Annotated in this window: 26 protein-coding genes and 1 other annotated feature; of the genes, 6 read left to right on the top strand and 20 right to left on the bottom strand. The window is 57.4% G+C overall.

The window, feature by feature from the left end; translation table 11 throughout:
• Positions 1-122: 122 nt before the first annotated feature.
• The 6 genes from B3B59_RS00765 to ivbL form a co-directional block, all read right to left on the bottom strand.
• Positions 123-1,433: an MFS transporter gene (locus B3B59_RS00765; RefSeq protein WP_040077770.1), complete on the bottom strand. Its 1,311-nt coding sequence runs from the start codon at positions 1,431-1,433 to the stop codon at positions 123-125.
• Positions 1,426-2,931 carry a signal transduction histidine-protein kinase/phosphatase UhpB gene (gene uhpB, locus B3B59_RS00770; RefSeq protein WP_286807900.1) on the bottom strand — a complete coding sequence of 502 codons (1,506 nt, stop codon included), beginning with the start codon at positions 2,929-2,931 and terminating at the stop codon, positions 1,426-1,428. Before uhpB ends, B3B59_RS00765 begins: the two co-directional genes overlap by 8 nt.
• A complete protein-coding gene (gene uhpA, locus B3B59_RS00775; RefSeq protein ID WP_040077767.1) occupies positions 2,928-3,521 on the bottom strand; it encodes a transcriptional regulator UhpA in 594 nt (197 codons plus the stop codon). Before uhpA ends, uhpB begins: the two co-directional genes overlap by 4 nt.
• 76 nt (positions 3,522-3,597) lie before the next feature.
• Positions 3,598-3,885: an acetolactate synthase small subunit gene (ilvN, locus tag B3B59_RS00780; RefSeq protein ID WP_040077766.1), complete on the bottom strand. Its 288-nt coding sequence runs from the start codon at positions 3,883-3,885 to the stop codon at positions 3,598-3,600.
• Between the two features lie 3 nt (positions 3,886-3,888).
• On the bottom strand, positions 3,889-5,577 hold the full coding sequence (gene ilvB / locus B3B59_RS00785; RefSeq protein WP_286807901.1) for an acetolactate synthase large subunit: 1,689 nt from the start codon (positions 5,575-5,577) through the stop codon (positions 3,889-3,891).
• 114 nt (positions 5,578-5,691) lie between these two features.
• Positions 5,692-5,790, bottom strand: a complete 99-nt coding sequence (gene ivbL, locus B3B59_RS00790; RefSeq protein ID WP_088208941.1) for an ilvB operon leader peptide IvbL — start codon at positions 5,788-5,790, stop codon at positions 5,692-5,694.
• A 523-nt stretch (positions 5,791-6,313) separates the two neighbouring features.
• Here ivbL and tisB point away from each other — a divergent pair.
• The 4 genes from tisB to emrD all read left to right on the top strand — a co-directional run bounded on the left by tisB (position 6,314) and on the right by emrD (position 9,168).
• Positions 6,314-6,403, top strand: a complete 90-nt coding sequence (tisB, locus tag B3B59_RS00795) for a type I toxin-antitoxin system toxin TisB (protein WP_040077764.1) — start codon at positions 6,314-6,316, stop codon at positions 6,401-6,403.
• Between the two features lie 64 nt (positions 6,404-6,467).
• Positions 6,468-6,914 (top strand): GNAT family N-acetyltransferase, encoded by a 447-nt coding sequence (locus B3B59_RS00800; RefSeq protein ID WP_040077762.1) that lies wholly within the window; start codon positions 6,468-6,470, stop codon positions 6,912-6,914.
• A gap of 61 nt (positions 6,915-6,975) precedes the next feature.
• Positions 6,976-7,809 (top strand): EamA family transporter, encoded by an 834-nt coding sequence (locus tag B3B59_RS00805; RefSeq protein ID WP_046886340.1) that lies wholly within the window; start codon positions 6,976-6,978, stop codon positions 7,807-7,809.
• 174 nt (positions 7,810-7,983) lie between these two features.
• Positions 7,984-9,168 carry a multidrug efflux MFS transporter EmrD gene (gene emrD, locus B3B59_RS00810; RefSeq protein ID WP_040077760.1) on the top strand — a complete coding sequence of 395 codons (1,185 nt, stop codon included), beginning with the start codon at positions 7,984-7,986 and terminating at the stop codon, positions 9,166-9,168.
• Here the strand turns inward: emrD and B3B59_RS00815 are convergent.
• Entirely contained in the window at positions 9,071-10,159 is a 1,089-nt protein-coding gene (locus B3B59_RS00815) for a cellulase family glycosylhydrolase (RefSeq protein ID WP_286807902.1), read from the bottom strand. The genes emrD and B3B59_RS00815 overlap by 98 nt on opposite strands.
• A 98-nt stretch (positions 10,160-10,257) precedes the next feature.
• Here B3B59_RS00815 and dsdA point away from each other — a divergent pair, with 98 nt between their 5' ends.
• Positions 10,258-11,547 carry a D-serine ammonia-lyase gene (dsdA, locus tag B3B59_RS00820; RefSeq protein ID WP_263617378.1) on the top strand — a complete coding sequence of 430 codons (1,290 nt, stop codon included), beginning with the start codon at positions 10,258-10,260 and terminating at the stop codon, positions 11,545-11,547.
• Here the strand turns inward: dsdA and B3B59_RS00825 are convergent.
• The 5 genes from B3B59_RS00825 to ibpA form a co-directional block, all read right to left on the bottom strand.
• Positions 11,531-11,878 carry a DUF202 domain-containing protein gene (locus B3B59_RS00825; RefSeq protein WP_040077756.1) on the bottom strand — a complete coding sequence of 116 codons (348 nt, stop codon included), beginning with the start codon at positions 11,876-11,878 and terminating at the stop codon, positions 11,531-11,533. The two genes, dsdA and B3B59_RS00825, sit on opposite strands and share 17 nt — an antisense overlap.
• The gene (locus B3B59_RS00830; protein WP_286807903.1) at positions 11,868-12,215 is read right to left on the bottom strand and encodes a YidH family protein; all 348 of its coding nucleotides are present in this window, start codon (positions 12,213-12,215) and stop codon (positions 11,868-11,870) included. The genes B3B59_RS00825 and B3B59_RS00830 overlap by 11 nt, the downstream gene beginning before the upstream one ends.
• 58 nt (positions 12,216-12,273) lie before the next feature.
• Positions 12,274-13,935 carry a putative transporter gene (locus B3B59_RS00835; RefSeq protein ID WP_207292688.1) on the bottom strand — a complete coding sequence of 554 codons (1,662 nt, stop codon included), beginning with the start codon at positions 13,933-13,935 and terminating at the stop codon, positions 12,274-12,276.
• A gap of 177 nt (positions 13,936-14,112) precedes the next feature.
• Positions 14,113-14,541, bottom strand: coding sequence for a small heat shock chaperone IbpB (gene ibpB / locus B3B59_RS00840; protein WP_040077752.1), 429 nt, complete (start codon positions 14,539-14,541; stop codon positions 14,113-14,115).
• A 136-nt stretch (positions 14,542-14,677) separates the two neighbouring features.
• Entirely contained in the window at positions 14,678-15,088 is a 411-nt protein-coding gene (gene ibpA / locus B3B59_RS00845) for a small heat shock chaperone IbpA (RefSeq protein ID WP_040077751.1), read from the bottom strand.
• Positions 15,082-15,155 (bottom strand) — a sequence feature (ROSE (Repression Of Heat Shock gene Expression) occurs in the 5'-region of heat shock genes and acts as an RNA thermometer to modulate expression.). (Overlaps the previous gene by 7 nt.)
• 244 nt (positions 15,156-15,399) lie before the next feature.
• Here ibpA and B3B59_RS00850 point away from each other — a divergent pair.
• On the top strand, positions 15,400-15,732 hold the full coding sequence (locus tag B3B59_RS00850) for a YceK/YidQ family lipoprotein (RefSeq protein WP_040077750.1): 333 nt from the start codon (positions 15,400-15,402) through the stop codon (positions 15,730-15,732).
• Here the strand turns inward: B3B59_RS00850 and B3B59_RS00855 are convergent, their stop codons facing one another.
• The 8 genes from B3B59_RS00855 to yidA form a co-directional block, all read right to left on the bottom strand.
• Positions 15,733-16,959: a DUF3748 domain-containing protein gene (locus tag B3B59_RS00855; RefSeq protein WP_286807905.1), complete on the bottom strand. Its 1,227-nt coding sequence runs from the start codon at positions 16,957-16,959 to the stop codon at positions 15,733-15,735.
• Between the two features lie 60 nt (positions 16,960-17,019).
• Positions 17,020-17,964, bottom strand: a complete 945-nt coding sequence (locus tag B3B59_RS00860) for a 2-hydroxyacid dehydrogenase (protein WP_046886347.1) — start codon at positions 17,962-17,964, stop codon at positions 17,020-17,022.
• A gap of 14 nt (positions 17,965-17,978) precedes the next feature.
• A complete protein-coding gene (locus tag B3B59_RS00865; RefSeq protein WP_286807908.1) occupies positions 17,979-19,289 on the bottom strand; it encodes an MFS transporter in 1,311 nt (436 codons plus the stop codon).
• 95 nt (positions 19,290-19,384) lie between these two features.
• Positions 19,385-20,533: a galactonate dehydratase gene (gene dgoD, locus B3B59_RS00870; protein WP_286807909.1), complete on the bottom strand. Its 1,149-nt coding sequence runs from the start codon at positions 20,531-20,533 to the stop codon at positions 19,385-19,387.
• The gene (locus B3B59_RS00875) at positions 20,530-21,147 is read right to left on the bottom strand and encodes a 2-dehydro-3-deoxy-6-phosphogalactonate aldolase (protein ID WP_212478213.1); all 618 of its coding nucleotides are present in this window, start codon (positions 21,145-21,147) and stop codon (positions 20,530-20,532) included. Before B3B59_RS00875 ends, dgoD begins: the two co-directional genes overlap by 4 nt.
• Positions 21,131-22,009 (bottom strand): 2-dehydro-3-deoxygalactonokinase, encoded by an 879-nt coding sequence (locus B3B59_RS00880; protein WP_040077744.1) that lies wholly within the window; start codon positions 22,007-22,009, stop codon positions 21,131-21,133. The genes B3B59_RS00875 and B3B59_RS00880 overlap by 17 nt, the downstream gene beginning before the upstream one ends.
• Complete coding sequence (gene dgoR, locus B3B59_RS00885; protein WP_040077743.1) at positions 22,006-22,695, bottom strand: D-galactonate utilization transcriptional regulator DgoR; 690 nt, start codon at positions 22,693-22,695, stop codon at positions 22,006-22,008. Before dgoR ends, B3B59_RS00880 begins: the two co-directional genes overlap by 4 nt.
• Positions 22,696-22,920: 225 nt before the next feature.
• Positions 22,921-23,733 carry a sugar-phosphatase gene (gene yidA, locus B3B59_RS00890; protein ID WP_040077742.1) on the bottom strand — a complete coding sequence of 271 codons (813 nt, stop codon included), beginning with the start codon at positions 23,731-23,733 and terminating at the stop codon, positions 22,921-22,923.
• Between the last annotated feature and the right edge of the window lie 101 nt (positions 23,734-23,834).

The following is a 23,834-nucleotide window of genomic DNA, read 5'->3' on the forward strand; positions in this document are numbered from 1 at the left end:
TTTATACCTGCGAATGGCAGGCATTGTAAAAATCAGCCGGGTGCAACGCCTGAGACAGCGTCCAGGTGAAACCGGGAAAATTTCTTAGTTTTGCGCCACTCGGCGCCAAAAGGTGAGGCGCGTCACGCTTCGCGCGGAGCCTGGGCGTGCAAAAACGGCAGCAACAACAGAGCAGAGATCCCCGCCGCGATGGCGATCACCGCGAAGAAGCCGCTCCAGTGCCAGACGTCGATCACCCATGCCAGCGGCCAGCCAGAGAGCGATGCGCCGAGGTAGGCAAAGAGTCCGACGAAGCCCGTCGCCGCGCCTGCCGCCTCTTTGTGCGAGCACTCTGCCGCCGCCATGCCGATCAGCATCTGTGGGCCAAAGACGAAGAAGCCGATTGTGAAGAAGCACGCCGCCTGCATCACATAGCTGGCAAAAGGCATCAGCCACAGCGAGCCAACGGAGAGCAAAATACCGGCGGCGAAAATCAGGTTCATCGGCCCGCGGTTGCCATTAAATAGCTTGTCCGATCCCCAGCCCGCCACCAGCGCGCCGATAAATCCGCCCAGCTCGAACATGGTGACCGCCGAGTTGGCGGTGACCAGATCGACGCCGAGCGTCTCGGACATGTACAGGTTGCCCCAGTCGTTGATCGCCGCGCGCACCACATACACCAGCACGTAGCACAGCGATAACAGCCAGATGTAGGGATTTTTCAGCACATATTTCGTCAGAATCGCTTTGTGCGTCAGCCCCGCCCCCTCCTGCTGCTGGGCGATCTCCATCTCGTCATGCCGCCAGTCGCCAACGGGGGGAAGCCCGACGGTCTGCGGCTTATCGCGCAGGCGCCAGCAGAGGAACAGCCCGGCGAGGATGGCAAGCCCGCCCGCAATCATCATTCCCGCACGCCAGCCGTAGTGCAGCGCCGCCGCGCCCACCACGATGGGGATCAGCGCCCCGCCGACGTTATGCGCCGTGTTCCAGATTGCCCACCAGCCGCCGCGCTCATTGCGTGAGTACCAGGTGGTGAGCAGGCGGGCGCACACCGGTGCCCCCCAGCCCTGGAAAAAGGCGTTCAGGGCCCACAGCAGGGCAAACGCCCACAGGGAGGTGGAGAAGCCGAACAGGATGTTCACCACGCCGGTGGCGATCAGCCCCGTGCCCATGAAGTAGCGGGCGTTAGAGCGGTCGCTGACGATACCGGAGAAGAACTTCGACAGGCCGTAGCTGATGTAAAACAGCGTCGCCAGCAGGCCGATATCGGTGCGGGTCATCACACCGCTGGCGAGGATTTCCGGCGCGGCGGCGTTAAAGCTTTTGCGGGTGAAGTAAAACAGCGCATAGCCGAGCCAGATAGTGATCAGGATATGGCGCCGCCAGTAGCGGTACCGGGCGTCGATGTCGGCCTGGTTGCCGACGGGCGCGGCATTGGCGGGGGTGTTAAACATGGTGACTCCGTAGCGGCAAACTGGCGCTGACGCGCGTGCCGTGCGTGCAGGAGAGGGTCAGGGTACCGCCCAGCGCCACGACGCGCTCGCGCATCCCCGCCAGGCCAAAGCCCTGCTGGCCGGAGCCCGGCGGCAGGCCGCAGCCATCGTCTTCAATAATCAACATCAGGCGGTCTTCCTGCTGCCAGCCCTGCAGCGTAACCGCGCTGGCGTTGGCGTGTTTCACCACGTTGTTTAGCCCCTCCTGGCAGACGCGGAACAGCGTGACGCGCTGGCCTTCGCTCAGCGTCCGTTCATCAATATTCCAGTCGAGATGGCTGACGATGCCCCGGCTTTCCAGCTCCATTTCGCGCATCAGGGAGCGCACCGCCTGCTCAAGCGAAAGGTCGTCGAGCTGGCGCGGGCGCAGTCTGCCGAGCAGGCGGCGCACGGAATCGTACACCCCCAGCGACAACTGCTCGATATGCGCCCCACCCTGCTTCACGCCTGCGTTTTCCGCCGCCAGACGCTGGACAATGCCCGCCTGGGTGCGGATAGCGGTGATGGTCTGGCCGATGTCATCGTGCAGCTCGCGGGCCACTTCCTGGCGCACGCTCTCTTCGGTCTCCAGCAGACGCTCTGCCAGAAGCCGGTTGCGCGCCAGCTCGGTTTGCAGGGACTGATTCAGTTCGCGCAGACGCTGGATACCCGCCCCCAGCAGCAGCCCGGTCAGGCTCTGGGCCAGCAGCGAGAGCAGCAAATCAACGGGGTGATCGTGCCATGTCTGGCTGGCGATCAGCGCGATGGCGTTCATCAGGGTCGCGATCAGCGCCCCCTGCCAGCCATAGTGCCAGGCGAGGGCGATAATCGGCAGCGCCAGACAAAACGGCGTAAAGCGGGAAAGCTCGGCGGGCAGGCCAAGCTGCAGCCACAGGCTCAGAACAAACAGCAGCAGATACCAGATAAGGTGCCGGGCGCGCCAGTTTACCGGCTGGGAGACCAGCGCCGGGCCGAGCGGCTGCCAGACGGTGCTGGTGAGGTAGTGCCAGATAACCAGACAGGTGGGGGCCAGCGTCAGACCGCCGGTGAGGGTCAACAGCAGGGCGTTCAGCATCTCTTGCTCGCCGAGCCACGGCAATGACTGTAACAGCGCGGCGGCCATCAGCGCCGCGCCTTGCCACAGCAGCGTGCGCCAGTCCCGTTGATGGCGATAGCGCGAGATCAGCGTGACCGGAAGAAGCGTCAGCACACTCCCGATCATCAATAATGGCAGATGGGCCAGCGCCACTTCCTGCGCCAGCCAGAACAGCATCAGCCACTCCGCGCCCAGCAGCACCGGCCAGTAGCCGCGCGGGCATTGCAGCATCAGTCCAAGACGCAGGCCGAACGGGAACAGCAGCACTGCCAGTTCGGGCCGTTCAACCAGATGCAGGCTAATACTCCACAGGCAGAACCAGGCGGCGGAGAAGATAAAAAAGCTGGCAACGACGGCGATCAGCCGCGAAAACACCGGGTTCATTGCCAGTTATCAAACATACGCCGGGCCAGCTCAACGTCGTTACTGACGCCCAGTTTTTCCATCAGGTTTGCCCGGTGAACGTGCACGGTCTTTGGCGATAGATCCAATTCAGCGGCAATTTCTTTAACCGACATTCCCTGGGCGAGTTTCTCTGCCACCTGACGTTCACGCTTTGTGAGCGGATCCTGGCGTCCGGTCGCCAGCTTGACGGCGATATCCGGGGTTAAATAACAGCCGCCGGTGGCAACGGTGCGTACGGCGGCAATCAGTTCGTCCGGACTACAGCGTTTTGAGAGGAACCCACGCGCCCCCGCGTTAAGCGCCTGCTCCACCAGCGCCGGGCTGTCGTGAACCGACAGCATGATGGTCGCCATCCCTTTCGGCAGTTGGCTTAACAGTTCAAGACCGGAGAGATCCGGCATGGAGATATCGCAGATACAGACCTGCACCCCGCGCCCCGGCAGACCTGCCAGCGCCTCACGGCCAGAGCCAAATTCCGCAACAACCTGGAAATCGGCCTCCAGACTCAGCAACTGGGCGAAGCCGGAGCGGACGATAAGATGGTCGTCGATGAGGGCAATGGTGGTCATGTGCGTTCCTGGCGGGCGGATAAAAAAACGCGCTTACCTTAACGATAAGCGCGCGGGCGTTCAAGCAATGAGCGATTTATTCGAAGAAGACCGCAATTTTGTTAAACATGGTTGGATCGGACTGGTTACGCACCACTTTGGTCACATCTTCCAGCTTATCGATCTGCGCCATCATCTGCTCCAGGCGCTGGTCATCGTTGACCAGTAGCCAAATGCGGCTGTGTTCACTGCCCAGAATTGGCAAACAAAGAATGCCTTCCACGTTGAATGCGCGGCGGGCAAACAGCCCGCAGACGTGGGTCATCACCCCCGGGTGGTTGCGGACGGTAAGTTCGAGAATGACGTTGTCGTGTTGTTTCTGCATGGCTTATTCCCCCACCATTTCTGTATTGGCCGCACCGGGTGGGACCATCGGATAGACTTTTTGTTGCGCGTCGATACGCACGTGGATCAGCGCCGGGCCAGGGCGGGAAATCGCCGCCTGCAGGGCGGCATGCGCATCGGCTTCGGCATTCAAATCGCAAGTGTGCAGACCAAACCCGGCGGCAATCTGCATAAAATTAATCATCCCCGGATAGGTCGCCGCAAAGACGCCCTGCTTGTAAAACAGACTCTGCTGTTGGTGTACCAGCCCCAGCGCTTCGTTATTCATCAGAATAATTTTCACGTCTAACTGGTTTTCCGCCGCGGTCGCCATCTCCTGAATATTCATCATCAGGCTGCCATCGCCGGAGAAGCAGATTACTTTGCGATCCGGGTTGGCCAGCGCCGCCCCCACCGCCGCAGGCAGGCCAAAGCCCATGGTGCCCAGGCCGCCAGAGGTGAGCCACTGACGGGGACGGTTCAATGGATAGGCTTGCGCAGTCCACATCTGATGCTGGCCCACGTCGGTGGTGATAATGGCGCTGTCGTCCACGCAGGCGGCCACGGCGTTGATCAGGCCATAGTGGCTCAGCGGATCGCCCCCGGTTGGGATGGCACCCGGGAACTCCTGTTGTAAATCGGCCACCAGCTGGTGCCACTCCGCACGCGGGGCCGCCTCAATTTGCGGCGTCAACTGGGCCAGCACTTCGCCCACATCCCCCTGAATGGCCACGTGCGGCTGCTTAATTTTACCCAGCTCGGCGCGGTCGATATCCACATGAATGATTTTCGCGTTCGGGCAGAACTGCTCGGTTTTACCAATCGCCCGGTCATCAAAACGTGCCCCGAGCACAATCAGTAAGTCCGCCTCTTGCAGGATGTAGTTGGTGCTGCGCGCGCCGTGCATCCCCAGCATGCCCAGCGACAGCGGGTGCGCTTTTGGCAACATACCCAGCGCCATCAGCGTCATGGTGGTGGGTAATTGCGCCTTTTCGGCCAGCTCGCGCACCGCCTCCGGCGCGTTGATCACCCCGCCGCCCAGATAGAGTACCGGGCGTTTGGCGGCGTTAATCATGGCCGCGGCATCACGCACGCTCTCTGCGCTGAATTCTGGCGCAGGGGCGCGATCGCCCGGCTCTGGCAGGACATCGATGTCGATCTCTGCGGTCTGGACATCCTTAGGAATGTCTATCCACACCGGGCCTGGGCGGCCGGACTGCGCAATGCGGAACGCATCGCTGATAACCTGCGGAAGCTCGGCGATATCGCGAACTAAGTAGTTATGTTTGGTGATGGGGATAGAGATGCCGTAGGTATCTACCTCCTGAAAGGCGTCGGTGCCGATCATGGACGAGGGGACCTGGCCAGTAATGCAGATCAGGGGGATAGAGTCGAGACGCGCATCGGCGATGGCGGTGACCAGGTTAGTGGCCCCCGGGCCGCTACAGGCCATACAGACCGCCGGTTTACCCTGGGTACGCGCCATGCCCTGGGCGATAAAACCCGCGCCCTGTTCGTGGCGTGCCAGTACGTGGCGGATTTTGCTGCTCTGGCTTAACGCATCATACAGCGGGAGTACCGTGCCGCCAGGGATACCCGCCACCGTGGTGATGCCCTGCCGTTCCAGTAAATGAACGATTAACTGCGCGCCCGTAAAACGCGTCTTGTTGGATGTTGTGCCCGAACTTGCCATGCTCCAGTCCTTTTATTCTGATCTGAGCCGACTTTCCGGGAGAGGGTCGCTAAAACGAAAAACCCCGCCCGGTTTGCGCCGGCGGGGTTTTGGATTCGTGTGTTGATCCAGTCCCTACGGCGCATTGCCGACGACGACCACCACACGCACGACGACCACTGCGGCGGGTTGCGCAGTTTTTAGTAGGGTCGCGGTGAACAGGGATGGAGTCATGAGGAACCTGTGTTTGGAATCATTGATAGAATTTATACAACCACAGGTTTTAAGGCGTGACAATGGAAAAATAGATATCCGCATAAAAATGCGTCAGGGATCACGTTTCGTTTGTTGCGCCGTGAAAACAAAAAACCTCGCCTAAGCGAGGTTTTTATCAGGGTGTTGCGGTTGGTTTCCGCAGAACACACTGTGTTACGTCAACGGCAAAAGTATACGCGATCGAAGACGAACGCGCAATTTCTGGCACGGATTTTGACGTTTTTGAGTATGGACCGCCTTCTGATTTTTGTCCATAAAATACTGTTCATACATACAGTATTTATCTATACTGAGTCTGTTCGCAGTGAGCGAGGGGGCCGCAGTTCTACCGGCGCAACGACGTCCTGGCTGAAACGGGTGGTGCCGTCAGTGCCTTAACCCCCTGAAGTGAGCACACTGTGTTACGTCAATCCAGGTGCTGGTAACAGGCGGCGGAAAGGTACGCCAGCATCGTGCTCCTTTTTACCAAAAGGAGACGCGTATGAGCGTAGTGGATATGGTTGTACTTATCCTCAAACTCATTGTTGCAGCACTGCAACTGCTTGATGCTGTCCTGAAATACACTCGGTAATTCAGGTTCAAGTCGCACCTGAGAGGGGCGGGAAACCGCCCCTCTTTAATAACGAGGGAATGCTATGTCGCGTCTGTTAATTGAGCCTGTCACCCCGGACGAACCGGGATATATCGCCCTGAAGGCAGAGAGTATTGCGCTACGTTTCAATATGCTGCGCAGGCTGGAAGAGAACTGGCAGCGGGGTGAGAATCGCTTTAACGCACCGGGCGAAAAGCTGCTGGGAGCGTTTCTTAACGGCAAGCTGGTGGGCGTGTGCGGCTTAAACCGCGATCCCTTTAGCCAGCAGCCCCGTGCGGGGCGTATTCGCCACCTTTACGTCAGCGAGAAGTGCCGGGGGCTGGGTATCGGGAAGCAGCTTTTGACCGTCGTAATGGCCGATGCCAGCATCTGGTTTGATTTTCTGAATACCCATGCACCGGACACCGCGTACGGATTTTATCATCGGGCTGGTTTTACGCTGGTCTGCGACGAACCCCGGGTGACGCACCGCCTTTTCTGTGCGGTATAACCGCCTGGCAGGCTAGGGTGTGAATGTTACAGTTAGATGACAATTCACCACCCGATACGCTATGACCCTCACCGTTTTCTGCATTCTGTTGTTTGCCGCTCTGCTGCATGCCAGCTGGAATGCCATCGTCAAAGCCGGAACGGACAAACTCTACTCCGCGATCGGCGTGAGCGGCTCTGCCGCGCTTATCGCTCTGGTAATACTCCCTTTCTCTCCACAACCCTCTGCTGCCAGCTGGCCGTTTTTGGTCGTCTCTTGCGCGCTGCAGGTGGTGTACACGGTGTTGGTAGCAAAGACCTATCAGGTCTCTGATATGAGCCAGACCTACCCGCTTATGCGCGGCACGGCGCCGCTGCTGGTGGCGCTAATCAGCGTGCTGGCGCTGGGGGATAGCCTCTCAGGACTGGCATGGTCCGGCATCGGGGTGATCTGCCTGTCGATTCTTGCCATGGCGATGAACGGTCGCATGCGATCGCGTAAAGGGATCGGGCTGGCGTTGCTGAATGCCTGTTTTATTGCCGGTTACACCCTGGTGGACGGCACCGGCGTGCGTCTGTCTGATACCGCGCTGGGCTATACGCTCTGGACCTTTCTGATGAACGGCTTCTGCCTGCTCGCCTGGGCGATGGTGGCCCGCCGCCGGGAAGCCACCCGTTATCTGTGCCTGCACTGGAAAAAAGGGTTGCTCGGTGGCGTGGGCACGCTGGGATCCTACGGTCTGGCGTTATGGGCGATGACCCAGGCACCGCTTGCCGTCGTTGCTGCCCTGCGCGAAACCTCGATACTCTTCGGGGCGCTTATCGCCTTTGTGCTTTTAAAAGAAAAGGTTGCCGGTTTACGCATCGCTGCGGCGTTGGGTATAGCAGGCGGAGCCATGCTGCTTCGCCTGGCATAAATTCATGGCAACATTCGTTGCCGCTCATGTTTACAAATCCTGCCTGACCCGGTTTTTCCATTCCTTATCGCAATGCTTAAATTGTCATCTCATTGTGGTAGATTCCTCGCGCATTTATGGGAATGCGCAGTCACTTATTCTTTCTTTTATCTTTAAGCAAACATATTCAGCGACATGAAAAAGCAACGGAACGTTAATTTATTGTTGATGCTGGTGTTACTGGTGGCCGTCGGGCAGATGGCGCAAACCATCTACATACCGGCGATTGCCGATATGGCAAAGGAACTGAATGTCCGCGAGGGCGCAGTACAGAGCGTAATGGCGGCCTACCTGCTGACCTATGGCGTATCGCAGCTCTTCTACGGGCCGCTCTCTGATCGGGTCGGGCGTCGTCCGGTGATCCTGGTGGGCATGACCATTTTTATGGTCGCGACCGTGATAGCGATCGCGACCCATAGCCTGACCGTCCTGATCGCCGCCAGCGCCCTGCAGGGTGTCGGAACCGGCGTCGGTGGAGTGATGGCGCGCACCTTACCGCGCGATATGTATCAGGGCACCCAGCTACGTCATGCTAACAGCCTGCTGAATATGGGCATTCTGGTCAGTCCGCTACTGGCACCGCTGATTGGCGGCCTGCTGGATACGGTGTGGTCCTGGCGCGCCTGCTACGCCTTCTTGCTGGTGCTGTGCGTGATAGTCACCTTCAGCATGGCGCGCTGGATGCCGGAAACGCGTCCGGTGGATGCGCCGCGCACCAAACTTCTCACCAGCTATAAGACGCTGTTCGGCAACGGGGCGTTTACTTGCTATCTGCTGATGCTGATTGGTGGCCTGGCGGGTATCGCGGTGTTTGAAGCCTGTTCCGGGGTGCTGCTGGGTGCGGGGCTTGGCCTGAGCAGCATGGTGGTAAGTATTCTGTTTATTTTGCCGATCCCGGCGGCGTTCTTCGGCGCCTGGTTCGCGGGTCGCCCCAACAAGCGTTTCTCCACGCTGATGTGGCAGTCCGTTATCAGCTGTCTGCTGGCGGGGCTGATGATGTGGATCCCAGGGCTGTTTGGCGTGATGACCGTCTGGACGCTGCTCATCCCGGCGGCGCTGTTCTTCTTCGGGGCGGGAATGCTGTTCCCGCTCGCCACCAGCGGCGCGATGGAGCCGTTTCCGTTCCTGGCAGGCACCGCCGGCGCACTGGTTGGCGGCTTGCAGAACATCGGTTCTGGCGCGCTGGCCTGGCTTTCCGCCATGATGCCGCAAACCGGACAGGCTAGTTTAGGTTTGCTGATGACGCTGATGGGGCTGCTGATTTTGCTGTGCTGGCTGCCGCTGGCGTCGCGCGTGCCGCATCACGAGCAGCCGGTTTAATCCCATGATGGCCCGACTTCTCGTCGGGCTTTTCACAGCGCGGGGCTATCATCGTTTGCAGTAACGGCTCTGATGAGGGTCGCCACGCCCCCTCTTCTCCGTCGTAGAATTGATTATCCGCATTGATGGCATAGGGTATTTTTGCCTTTTGCAGTTCACAGGCCATAAAGGTAGCAAAGGCCAGCTGCGAGGCCGTAGGCGTAGAGTTGATGGTCTCCCCTACCGTCCAGCCCCCTACCCAGCTGCTGTGCCCGGTTTTTTGCTGCCAGCGCAGGGCCGCGCTTATCCGCCCATGAATCGCCACCTTTTCGGCCGCCGTGCCGGAGGTCCAGGGGTATTTGCCGTTACTCTTCAGCGGCCCCCAGGGAAAGATGTGCCACTCTGCCAGTACATAGCCCTGGCTGTGGGCCGGCAATTTCAGGCCGGAAAGATCCTCAGGTGCGGCCCGCAGACGTGGGGCGATAAAAATCATCCGCTGCGGGTCGATGCCATGAATGGCTTTGATGGTTTTTTCGTAGACACGATTAAGCGCAGCGAGGTTATGGTTGAGCTTTTCGGCAGGCTCATAAATCAGATCAAAACCCAGCAGCGGAGAACTCTGGCCGAAATAGCGGGCTACCGCTATCCACCAGTTCACTACCGCTTTCTCATTTTCCGGCTTCGGGTCGCTTTTCCAGGCATCCGCCTGATAAGTGATAATCGGGATCACGCCGTACTGCTCGCACGCCTCCACCAGCTTACGCAGATGAATCAGCCGCGCCTCGGTGGGTGCCCCCGCAACGCGGATACGCACATGGCTTAGTCCTTTAGCGTGAAAGTCACGCACCACCAGCGGGTCAAATTCGCGTATACCACGCTCGGTACGCGCCCAGTCAACATCCATTCCCACGCCCAACTGCTGAGCATAACGTGCCGCCGTCAGCGGCGGCTCCGCGGCGGCGGCCCAGCCAGAAGCGCACAATAAGAGGGTGGCCATTAAGGGTCTTAACACGATCAACCTTGCGAAAAAATCGAAAGTAATAAGCCGTATTTAGCACGCTTTTTGCCATTTCGTGTAGAGTCAGAATGAACTAATTTCTGAGACAGATTATGAATAACGACGCCGTTAACACGCTGACCGCCAAATTCCCCCTGGTTGCCGATCTGATCGCCCTGAAAGAGCTCACCTGGCTTAACCCGCGCGCCACAACCCTTGCGCAAGGCTTGCCTTATGTCGGGCTGACCCAGGACGACGTCAACGACGCGCATGCTCGCCTCAGCCGCTTCGCGCCATATCTGGCGAAAGCCTTCCCGGAAACGGCAGCAGCGGGCGGAATTATCGAATCCGAGCTGGTCGCGATACCGGCGATGCAGACACGGCTGGCGAGCGAAACGGGTGTCGCGATACCCGGCACGCTGCTGCTAAAAAAAGACAGCCATCTGCCCATCTCCGGCTCCATTAAAGCCCGCGGCGGCATCTATGAGGTGCTGACGCATGCGGAAAAACTGGCGCTGGAAGCAGGCTTGCTGAACCTCAATGACGACTACAGCATCCTGCTGGAGCCCCGCTTTAAGGCGTTCTTTAGCCAGTACAGCATTGCGGTGGGCTCAACCGGCAACCTCGGGATGTCCATCGGCATGATGAGCGCCCGCCTCGGTTTTAAGGTGACGGTGCATATGTCTGCCGATGCCCGCGAATGGAAGAAAGCCAAACTACGCAGCCACGGCGTGATCGTTGTGGAATATGAGCAGGACTACGGCGTGGCGGTGGAACAGGGACGAAAAGCGGCCGAAAACGACCCAAACTGTTTCTTTATTGACGATGAAAACTCCCGCACCCTGTTCCTGGGCTATGCGGTAGCGGGCGAGCGCCTGAAGGCCCAGTTTGCCGAACAGGGCCGCGTGGTCGATGCTCAACATCCGCTGTATGTTTACCTGCCGTGCGGCGTTGGCGGCGGCCCCGGCGGCGTGGCGTTTGGCCTGAAGCTGGCTTTTGGTGATAACGTCCACTGCTTCTTCGCCGAGCCGACGCACTCCCCGTGCATGCTGCTGGGGGTCTACACCGGACTGCACGACGACATTGCGGTGCAGGATCTCGGTATCGATAACGTGACGGCGGCAGACGGACTGGCGGTAGGTCGGGCCTCTGGCTTCGTGGGGCGCGCGATGGAGCGGTTACTGGACGGATTCTATACCCTGTCCGATCAGAGCATGTATGACATGCTCGGCTGGCTGGCGCAGGCGGAAAATATTCGTCTGGAGCCGTCGGCGCTGGCGGGTATGGCCGGCCCGGTGCGTTTCAAAGCAGATGCACAGGCCACCCATCTGGTCTGGGCGACCGGCGGCGGCATGGTCCCGGAAGAGGAGATGGCGACATATCTGGCTAAAGGGAAAAAATAACCTCCAGGTGCGTCACCGCAAACAGCAGAGAGAGCGACAGCACCGCAAGCGCGATCAAGAGCTTATCCCGGACGGCTTTCGGCTGTACGAATTCATCCTGCGTGACGTCCATCAGGTTACGGCTGCGGGTATAACGCCATAACATAAGGGCCACCAGCGCCAGCACCACCAGTGAGATCCAGAACGGCAGGCCGGTACGGTGCCAGTTGTGTTTAATCGCCAGCGCAATCAGGGCGCCGTACCCCAGCAGCGTGCGCAGCCAGGCGAGTGATGTCCGCTCCGGCTGCAGGCCGGGGTCCGCTTCGCGTCGCGCTTTGCGGCTATCCGCCATAGAAAACCAGCACCATCACTACGCCTGCCACCGTCAGCAGAATCGCGCTGATGATGAATAACCCGCGCGTATAGGGCAGATCCTGCTTGAGTCGCATCGCCTTCTCATTACGCAGCCAGCGCAGGTAGCCGTAGATAGCCAGCACGCCGGCGAACAGGCACAGCAGCAGCGCCAGCACTTCACGGATCAGCGGCGTGGCAAAATTAGGCGCCAGCTGGTCAAGACCCACCCCGGCGGCCAGAAAGCCCAGTGCGGTACGGATCCACGCTAAGAAAGTGCGTTCATTAGCCAGAGAGAAGCGGTAGTCCGGCGCTTCGCCGAGGCGGGAAATTTTCATCAAGAGTCCTTGTCGTGCTACGGCCTGGCTTCAGCATAGCCTAATGCGGGCAGCGTTGTTAACCCGCCCCCCAGAACAGCACCGCCAGTAGCTGCGGGGTAATAATGCGCAGGAACATCACCAGCGGATAGACCGTGGCGTAAGACAGCGCCGCCGCGCCGCTGGTGGCGTGCAGGTTGTTAGCAAAGGCCAGCGCAGGGGGATCGGTCATGGAGCCGGCCAACATACCGCAAATCGTCAGGTAGTTCATTCTGGCGAACATTCGCGCCAGGATCCCCATCGTCAAAAGCGGGATGGCCGTGATAACGATCCCGTAGCCAATCCAGCTCATCCCTTCGCCCTTGACCAGGGTAGCGATAAAATCTCCGCCGGACTTCAGCCCGACCACGGCCAGAAAGAGCACGATCCCCAGTTCGCGCAGCGCCAGGTTGGCGCTCGGCGGCATAAACCAGTAAAGCTTGCCGATACAACCGATGCGCCCGAGGATCAGCGCCATAATCAGCGGCCCGCCCGCCAGCCCCAGCTTGAGCGCCACCGGGAAGCCCGGCACGTACAGCGGAATGGAGCCCAGCAGCACGCCCAGGCCAATGCCGATGAAGACCGGTAGCATCTGTACCTGCTGCAATTTTTGCTGGGCGTTGCCCACCATATCCGCCACGGCATCGATAGAGGATGGGCGCCCAACCAGGTTGAGGATATCCCCAAACTGCAGGCTGGCGTCCTGGCTGGCGACCAGCTCAACCCCGGCGCGATTAAGCCGGGAGATCACCACGTCATACCGCTCTTTTACCTGCAGATCGCGGATTTTCTTTCCAAGAACATGCTCGTTGGTGACGACGACGCGCTCTACGCGCATATCGGTGCCGCGGGTGGAAAGCGAGGTATCGACCTCCTTGCCAATGACCAGCTGCGCATTGTGCAGATCGTCAGGCTGACCAACCAGGTGCAGCAAATCTCCGGTATGGATCACCGTGCCCGGTGACGGCACCATCAGTATCTCTTCCCGCTTCAGGCGCGAGCAGACCACATTTACGCTGTTCAGGATCGGCACATCCTGAATCGCCAGCTTATTGAGATTGGGGTTGTCGACACGAATGTTGATGGTTTTGATCGGCATATGGCCGTTGGTATGCGCAGTTTCGTGCGCCTTCGCCTCCTCTTCGACGTTGATACGAAACAGCACCCGTACCAGCCACATAGAGAGCAGAATACCGCAGATGCCAAACGGATAAGCCATGGCGTAACTCATCCCCATCTGGTCGACAATGCCGGGCTCGATCCCCAAATCACGCAGAATTTGCTGGCCCGCCCCGAGCGCCGGCGTATTGGTGACCGCGCCGGAGAAAATACCCAGTACCACCGGCAGAGGGATAGCAAAGATTTTGTGCAGTATGGCGGTAACCAGCCCGCCCATCACCACGATACCAAGGGCAAAGAGGTTTAGCCGTAGCCCGGAGACGCGCAGGGAGGCGAAAAATCCCGGACCGACCTGAATACCGATGGTGTAGACGAAGAGGATCAGGCCGAACTCCTGGATGAAGTGGAGCATATCGGCGCTGAGTACCAGCCCAAACTGGTCGGCAAAATGGCCAACAAAAATCCCGCCGAACAGGACCCCGCCAATCCCAAACCCGACGCCGCGGATTTTGATGTTGCCAATCCACAGTCCTACTACTGCAACCAGGGCCAACACGCTGACGGTTAACGCGATATCACTCATGATCCACTCCCTGTGCATAACCTTAGTTATGGTGGGGATTCTCTCAGAGCCGGTGACGGTTGTATGGGCGATGGCGCACAAAAAAACCGAAGGTAAAAGCAAAACGGTCACCCGAAGGTGACCGTTTTTAGTGTTTGCGCCCTCCCCCAGTGGGAGAAGGCATCAGCCCGCATACTGTTAGCTGTTTAACGCAGGGCGTTCGCTAATGGCGATACGCTGCGGAGCGATTGCTTCCGGCACGTTGCGGGTCAGATCGATATGTAGCAGACCGTTGGTATAGGTCGCACCAGAGACTTCCATATGGTCCGCCAGCGTAAAGCTCAGGCTGAACGGCTGCGTCACCAGACCCTGATGCAGCCACTTCGTCTCGGTTTCTTGTTTTTCCGGGGTACCTTTCACGGTCAGGCGCGTTCCTTCAAGCTGAATATCCAGATCGTCCTGGCGGAATCCGGCTACCGCAAGGGTGATGCGATAGTGGTTATCGTCGCTTTTTTCGATATTGTACGGCGGAAATGTCTGTTGCTCGGTGGTGCTTTGCAGGGCGTTAGCCAGTTTGTCAAAACCAATCCACTGACGCAGCAGGGGGGATAAATCGTAGTTACGCATACTAAATCTCCTTCTGAGAAGCGAGTTCGGCACAGTCTAATTTTGTGCGCAGTTGTTCCTGCAAATCCTTACGGATTCGCCTATGCTCCCGGTTCGGCAAGCAATTCTGAGTGGGCCGCGATGGCGACCCGTCTAATTAGTTGATTTCGATACGACGCGGTTTTTTCTCTTCCGGAATCACACGTTCCAGTTCGATAAACAGCAGGCCGTTGACCAGATTTGCGCCTTTAACGTGAATGTTCTCAGCAAGCTGGAACTTGCGTTCAAAGTTACGCTCGGCGATGCCCTGATAGAGGTAGGTACGCTCTTTCTGTTCGGCCGCATGCGAGCCTTTCACCAGCAGCAGATTATCCTGGGCGGTGATCTCCAGTTCGCTCTCTGCAAAACCGGCGACGGCAATGGCGATGCGGTAGTGGTTTTCGTCAACCAGTTCAACATTGTAAGGAGGGTAGCCGTTGCTCTGGCTCTGGTTATTTTCTAAATGGTTGAACAGGCGGTCAAAACCAATTGCAGAACGGTATAGCGGGGAGAGATCGAAATTACGCATAAGTTAAAACTCCTGAAATCAGCGAGAAATTGTAGCCTTCCACCATGGACAGGCTGCGGTATCCCAAACACCCATCAGGCGCGTTTGTTCATGGACACATCTCTAAAATGGGTCTGATTTCGATCATTTCAAGCGGATCCTGAACAGTTTTTTTTGCACTTTACTGTCACTGGCTTAGACTGGGATGGCAGCACAAAGGGTTAAATTGCGATGGCTGCCACAGAGCGGCGCTTTTCAACTGTTCAATTTGCATATGGCCCGTTATAAACCGGGTTGCTGGTTCATATCGCGCCATTGATGATGACAAACTGATGATGAAAAATGTTCTGATAAAGTTGACGACGTTCAGCGCGGTGGTGTTGCTTTGCGGATGTTCAAGCGTGATGTCGCACACCGGCGGTAAAGAAGGGACCTATCCCGGCACGCGAGCCAGTGCCACAATGTTGTCAGATGATGACACCAACTGGGGCACCAAATCTCTGGTGATTCTGGATATGCCCTTTACGGCGGTATTCGATACGCTTCTGCTACCCTGGGATTTCTTCCGTACGGACAGCTCCGTGCGCTCGCGCGTTGAAAAAAGCGAGCAGGAGACGCTGGCCACCAACTCGGTTATTCCCCCTGCAGCCATGCCCGTGCGCTGATCAGCGCCCGGTTTCAGTGATCCACAGCTGGCGGAAGCCCTCCGCCTCTTCCATCCAGGCGATATAACGCCCATTCGGTGAAAAGACCACGGCATCCGCAGAAGGCGGATTGCCGTGATCGGACGTCAAAAACGTCACGCTCCCCGTCGCCGCATCGCAGTATGCAAGACGATTTTCCAGTACAAATCCCAGCCCGTTGCCGGACGGGTGCCAGTTGAAGGCCGACTGAATATCGCTGCGGTTAGCGGTTAACTGGCGCGGCTCGCCGCCCTCGGGAGAGAGAAGCCAGAGTTGCACCACTCCCTGGTTATCGCGCATTAAAAAGGCAATCTGCGTACCTTGCGGATTGCTACGCACCCAGTGGCGCGGCGCGTTCACAAGCCCCGGGTACGCATTCTGATGCGTAAAGGTTAACCGACGCTGCACCACGCCCGCCGGAGGTGCCGGCAGGGTCTCTGGCGTACCCTGTAGCGGTGCATCCCCGGCGTGCTTCCAGCCCTGCTCATCTTTCGGTAAATCGACAATAAAGAGCTCCGGCACCTTGTCGCCTTTCTCAGACAGGGTATCGCCAATAAACGCCAGCGCATGGTTCCCTACCCAGCCCTCTTCGTAGGCGCGATTGATCGCATCGCTGCCTGGCGGCGGGTTCGGCGTCGTGCGAGTGATCAGCACGCTCCAGAAGGTGCCCGCATATTCTCGGGGATGCGTAGCCGGTGGGTTCACGGGACCGAAAGGCGCGGCGACCCCCACGTTGCGCAAATCTAGCGCTGGGTCGCGCGCGTGCAGAACATGGTCGTTATAGGTGAAGCTGACGAACTGCCCGTTCGGGCTAAAGACATGGACATGGCTGCCGCCGCGCAGTGCGCCGGGGGTGTAGGGTGCGGTGATATCCATCGCATCGAGATTATCTACCCGACCGTTGTGCGCAACCACGCCCTGACGATGGTGAAAATCGTACTGCCAGTCGGCATCCGGGTTTTCCGGGCCATGGATAAAGACATATTTGTCTTCTGCAGGATGAACGGTCACCACCCCGACATGCGCGCCGTTTGTGGCGCGATAAATCACCTCAACCTCGCCCGTACTGATATTTACCCGCTCGATGGTTTCACCGGTGAACGATGCGCCGGATGGGCGTACGTCAAAGGCCAGCCACTGGCTATCTGGCGTCCAGGTGTTGATATTGGTGAGCTGGTGATGGCGGGAAGCGAAGGTGACTTGTTTCATGAACGAATAAACTCTGAAGCGACAGTTGCGCTTCAGAGTAATGGATCTGCCGGAAAATGACTACGCGTCCAGCTCAGGGATGGGGGTTACCAGACGCTTATTGCTGGCCCAACCCGAAACATTTTCCAGCACTAACCGGGACATCGCCTCTCTGGTGCTCCAGGTCGCGCTGGCCATATGTGGCGTCACCACCACGTTAGCGCGCTGGAGCAACGCCTGCGGAACGTCCGGCTCGCGACTGAACACATCCAGTCCGGCCCCGGCAATAGTGCCCTGTTCAATCGCGTTAATCAGCGCGGGCTCATCCACTACGCTACCACGCGAAATGTTGATCAATATTCCTTTCTCACCCAGCGCCGCGAGGACCCGGCCATCAATCAGCGCCTGGTTTTTTGCACTACCCGGCGTACATATCATCAAGAAATCACTTTCTGCCGCCAGGGAGGCAATGTCCTCAATTCGGGTATAATTTAGCCCCGGGATAACTTTGCTATCGCTATAAGCAATTTGCATGGCAAAGCCTTCACAACGTTGTGCGATGGCCTGGCCAATTCTCCCCATACCCACAATGCCGACTCGCGCCCCCGAGACCTTGTGTGTCCACGGATATCCTCCCTGATGCCAGCTTCCCGCCTCAATAAACTTCTGAGCAGAAACGATCTGGCGCGATGTCGCCAGCATGAGTCCCATCGCCAAATCGGCAACATCGTCCGTTAACACGCCCGGCGTATGGCTGACGGCCACATGGTGATCTGCCGCAGCCGCCACATCGACACCGTCGTATCCCACGCCAAAAACAGCAATCAGTTCCAGAGAGGGCAGGCTGGCGATCAGCTGGCGCGTGACGACGGCCTCACCGTTAGTAATCATCACGGTAAATTGTCCGGCCAGGTCCGCGAATGCCTCCTCGCTAAGCGCTGCATATTCATAAACGTCGTAACGTTTTTCCAGTTCTGCCGTTAGCTGGTCAGGCAGGGAGGCTTGTTTCAAAACTTTCAATTTCATCGTTATCCGTTCACTTATAAAGAAGAGGGGGCTGACTGCTTGAGCGATGTGCTTTTACCCGGACGAGAGACGGCGATACCGATAATCCCCCCTAATATCAGCGCAATGGCCACAATCAGCAGGCCGTAGTGATAGCTGTTGGTCAGATCCTTAATCTTGCCTAAAACAGGCGGCAGACCTAATCCAACGAAATTGGCAATCGTATTAATAAATGCAATAGAGGCAGCCGCGGCAACGCCGGCCAGTTTTTCTGTTGTCACTGCCCAGAAAACAGGGGTTAGGGCAAAGTTAAAACCGACCGTCAGCACCAGCAGAATATAGGAGACCAGCAGGTTACCCGAATAAATAGCGGCCCCGAGCGATATTCCGGCGAGAATTAAAGGTAACCCCATATGTAAGGATCGCTCTTTCGTTACATCGGAATGGCGACCATTCAAATACATAAACAGGCAGGCAAAAATAAACGGCACCGCAGAGAGCAAGCTGATCACAAAATTACTTTGCTCGCTGGCAATACTTTTAAGAATCAGCGGTAAAAATAGCGTAATACCGATAGAGCCGAAGGCCTGTAAAAACCAAACCAGACTCAGTAACAGCACCACTTTGTTTTTTAGCGCGCTCAGCCAGGAGTGGTTTTTATTCACCGTCACACTTCGGTTATCTTCCGCTAACTGAGCAATTAACCACTCCTTTTCAGACCCCGATAACCAGTGGGCTTTCTCAGGCGTAGAGGGCAGTAACCCTAAAACCATCACCCCCAGGATAATGGCCGGAATGCCTTCAATGGCGAACAACCAACGCCAGCCGGCGATGTCAGCAATGCCGTGCATATTGAGAATGGATCCCGAGATAGGCAGGCCGATGATGGAGGCCAGTACGGAGCCCATATAGAAGAATGACATCGCGCGGGCGCGGTTGCTCTTAGGGAACCAGCAGGAGATATAGTAAATAATACCGGGCGTAAACCCTGCCTCCGCCATGCCCAACAGAAAACGCATGACATAGAGCTGAGTAGGTGTTTGTACCAGCGACATCCCGGCGCTGATAATACCCCAGGTGATCATTATCCTGGCGATCCAGATACGCGCCCCGACGCGCGTCATTATAATGTTACTGGGAATTTCAAAAATAATGTAGGAGATATAGAACATGCCCACGCCAAGGCCATACATACTGGCTGTGAGACCTAAATCCGCATTCATTTGTAAGGCGGCAATAGAAATATTCGTTTTATCAAGATTGGCGACAAAATAACAAATGATGACGAAGGGAATTATTTTGCTATTTAGTTTTTTGAGTGTAGAAGTATAGAGTGCAATGCTCATCGATTATTACCTCTTCATCTTGCCCTCTTCAGGCCAAATCGCGGCCATCAGAAGGCAAAGATTGATATAGAGAAACGCATTAACTTATTAGGGTGTTACCATTCGGCAACCGCACCATCTTCCTGACGCCACAGAGGATTGCGCCAGTCTGCGCTATTTCGGCTTAATTCGCTGACCCGCGCCTCATCTATTTCTACGCCAAGCCCAGGCTTCATTAAGGGTTTGAAGAAGCCGCCTTCCATGTTGAAATCTTCTTTATTTTTCACAAAGTCGAGCAGCTCCGCGCCCTTGTTATAGTGAATCCCCATGCTCTGTTCCTGGAACACGGCATTGCGGGAGACAAAGTCCACGTGCAGACAGGCTGCCAGCGCAATCGGCCCCAGCGGGCAGTGCGGAGCCAGCGCCACGTCGTAGGCTTCTGCCATACCGGCGATTTTGTAGCATTCGGTGATGCCCCCCGCGTGGGAGAGATCCGGCTGCAGGATGGCAATCCCACCCGCCTCCAGTACGCGTTTAAACTCGAAGCGCGAGAACATACGTTCCCCTGCAGCGATAGGAATAGCGGTTTGCGCCGCCAGCCGTGGATAATATTCTGCCTGCTCCGCCAGCACCGGCTCTTCAATAAAGAGCGGCCGGTATTGTTCCAGCTCTTTAATTAATATTTTCGCCATTGGCGCGCTGACGCGGCCGTGGAAGTCCAGACCAAACTCAATGTCGTTGCCAAAGGCTTCGCGGATCTGCGCCACGGTGTTTACCGCCCGGTCTACCGCACGTGAATTGTCGATGACCCCCATCTCTTCACAGCCGTTGAGCTTGAAGGTATCAAAACCAATCCCGCGCAGCTTTCTGATGCCATCAATGACTTCGGCAGGGCGATCGCCCCCTACCCAGCTGTAGGCCTTAATTTTGTCGCGCACCAGGCCGCCCATCAGCTGCCAGACCGGAGCGTTCAGCACTTTCCCTTTGATATCCCATAGCGCCTGGTCGATACCGGCGATGGCGCTCATCAGAATGGGGCCGCCGCGATAGAAGCCCGCGCGATACATTACCTGCCACAGGTCGTTAATGCGCGCCGGATCCTGACCAATCAGGTATTCACCCAGCTCGTGCACGGCAGCTTCCACGGTGCGAGCGCGACCCTCAATCACCGGCTCGCCCCAGCCAACAACCCCTTCGTCGGTTTCGATTTTCAGGAACATCCAACGCGGCGGTAAACGGTACGTGGTGAGTTTGGTTATTTTCATTTTGCTGCCTCTCGATACGCTTTTACAAATGCTGCCGCCTGCTGTGCGGTGCGCTCTACGGTCTGTCCGGCGCGATAGAGATCGCTACCCAGCCCGGCGCCTGCACAGCCAGCTTTCATCCACTGCGCCAGGTTTTCTGGCGTCACGCCGCCCACGGCCAGGACCGGTACGCTGGCGGGTAAAACTGCTTTCAGCGCCTTGATGTACTCCGGGCCAAAAGCCGATGACGGGAAAATTTTCAGCGCCTGCGCGCCCGCATCGAGAGCGGTAAAGGCTTCGGTTGCCGTTGCACATCCCGGGCAGACGGTCATGCCGTAGCCCACCGCGCGGCGGATCACCTCGGGGTTGATGTTGGGCGTGACGATAAGTTTGCAGCCCATTTTCGCCAGCCTGTCGACCTGCTCCGGCTGTAGCACCGTGCCTGCGCCAATCAGCGCCTTATCACCAAACGCATCGACGACGGCCGGGATGCTCTTTTCCCACTCCGGGGAGTTGAGCGGGATTTCCACCGCGTCGAATCCGGCCTCAATCACCGCGCCTACGTGCGCCAGCGCCTCGTCGGGGGTGATGCCGCGCAATATCGCGATAAGGGGAAGGTTAGTTTGCCACTGCATGAGCGATGCTCCTTATTCCAGCCTGAAATGCCGTGTCGCCCTCTACCACCGCCACGTCCCGGCCGATGGCGTGAAACGCCTGGCGATAACGTGAGCTCAGCGATGAGCCTGCGACCAGAGTAATGGCCTGCTGCCCGGCGAAGCGTTCACTCAGGCTGGCGACTTCGGCGCCAATCAGCAGGCCGGACAGAAACTCGCTAACCTGCTCGCGCGGGAGTTGTCCCAGCACGTGCGAGGCGCGAACCTCAAAAAGTTGCGGCAAAACAGCAGGAGAAGCGATCCCGCGCGCAAGCCCGGCGGCAAATGCCTCCGGCGAGGGGGCTTGCTCCGGCAAACCCGCCCCCACCAGCGAATGCTTAAGGAGCAAATGGTGTAATTCACCGGTCATCACGGTGCGAAAATCGTGGATCTGCTCTGCATCGGTTTGTACCCACTTGCAGTGGGTACCGGGCATAACGTAGACAGAAGAAGGAGAAAGCGTGCGCGCGCCGAGCAGTTGCGTCTCTTCGCCGCGCATGACGTTGTGATTATCGTCGCGAGAGACGCACAAGCCGGGAATAATCCAGATCTTGTCGCCAACGGACGTTAACTGTTCGCCAATAGCGGAGAAACGAGCCGGTACGGGCAGATAAGGCGCAATTTTCCAGCCTACGTTACTGCCCACCATGCCCGCCATTACCACTGGCGTGGCGCCGTCGCGCCAGTTTTGTGTCACCTCTGCTAACACCGCCTCGGGGGATTTACCGTTCAGACGCGTAACGCCTGCTTCTGATTGCCTGCTTTCCAGGCACTGCTCACCCTGATAAAGCCAGGCGCGCAGATTGGTCGATCCCCAGTCAATAGCGATGTAGCGAGATGTCATGTGATTTCCTTTAACCTTCGTGTCGAGCTGGCGATCATCGTGAGCGCCGCCTGCTCTGCCGCATCGCCGTCCTGATGCCGTATCGCATCGAACAGCGCTTTATGTTCCTGGAGCGTTTTCGGCATGTTGGCCTCATCGCCCATCCAGGTCCGTTCAAATACCGCGCGCTGTAGCGAGCTGATCGCCACGCTAAGCTGCTGTAGCACCGGGTTATGCACCGACTGAAGCACCGCCTCGTGGTAGCGAATATCCGCTTCGTTGAAGGCGTCCCGATCCTGGTTATTGGCGATCATGTCGTTCAGCGCCGACTCAATCTGCGCCAGGTCGCCCGAGGTGGCGCGTTCGGCGGCCCAGCGGGCTATCGCCGGTTCTACGAGATTTCGTACCTCGCTCATGGCACCAATCAGCCGCGGGTCATAATCGTTTTCCAGTACCCACTGCAGAACATCGGTATCGAGGTAGTTCCACTGGCTACGTGGGGCGACAAAGGCTCCGCGATAACGCTTCATTTCAATTAGCCGCTTCGCCATCAGCGAGCGGAACACTTCCCGGATGATGTTGCGCGAGGTTTCAAACTCTTCGCATAGCTCCGCCTCTGCAGGAAGCGGCGAGCCGGGTACGTATTTGCCACCCACAATCTGGCTACCCAGCGTGATGACAATGCGGTCGGTTTTATTGAGAGTCATGGAGGGTCCTTATGATTTTTGTGTCCATCACTACTTTACCGCGACCGCTGAATTCCGCCTCACTTTTGCAGTACAAACGTGATGCAATTCGTTAAGACCGTGGTTGCAATGTAGTACAATCTATTTGCGTTGTACTACAATCTGGATCACAAAAAGAACAATTCGATAAATTCAGGGCAAAAAAAAGCCCCGGTTAATAACCAGGGCCGATGTATTTAGCCACGCTTAGTTCAGGACAAATTTCTCGATCGCGTAGGCAACGCCGTCTTCCAGGTTAGATTTGGTGACGAAATTGGCCACTTCTTTCACCGATGGGATTGCGTTATCCATTGCCACGCCCATGCCCGCATATTCGATCATCGCAATATCGTTTTCCTGATCGCCCAGGGTCATGATCTCTTCAGGCTTGATGCCCAGCGTATCGGCCAGCGATTTCACGCCGGTGCCTTTATTGACGCGTTTATCAAGGATTTCGAGGAAGTACGGCGCGCTTTTCAGCACAGTGTATTTCTCTTTTACCTCAGCCGGAATGCGGGCGATGGCTTTATCGAGAATGGCTGGCTCATCAATCATCATCACCTTCAGGAACTGCGTTTGCGGATCCATCTTTTCTGCTTCGCAGAATACCAGTGGAATAGTGGCGACATAGGATTCGTGTACGGTGTAGTAGCTGATATCACGGTTGGCCGTGTAGAGCGTGTTGCGATCGAGCGCGTGGAAATGTGAGCCCACCTCGCGGGAGAGTTTTTCGAGATAGAGGTAATCGTCATAATTCAACGCGGTCTGGGCGACGGTGCTGCCGTCGGCGGCCTTCTGGACCAGGGCGCCGTTATACGTAATGCAGTAATCACCCGGTTTATCCATGTGCAACTCTTTCAGGTAATTATGCACACCGGCATAGGGGCGACCGGTCGTCAGTACCACATTCACCCCTTTTGCACGGGCGGCGGCAATCGCATTTTTAACGGCTGGAGAGATGGTGTGATCTGGCAGCAGCAGCGTGCCGTCCATATCGATTGCAATGAGTTTGATGGCCATGGGATCCCCGGATTGAATGAGTCTGCACTCATGCTAACGCGATTCCGCTCAAAAAACACGGTAAGAAAGGGGATTGGATATGAGGAGGGGATTCCTCTTTT

Source organism: Leclercia sp. UBA2479 (genome assembly GCF_002341985.1).
Classification (GTDB): domain Bacteria; phylum Pseudomonadota; class Gammaproteobacteria; order Enterobacterales; family Enterobacteriaceae; genus Enterobacter; species Enterobacter pneumoniae.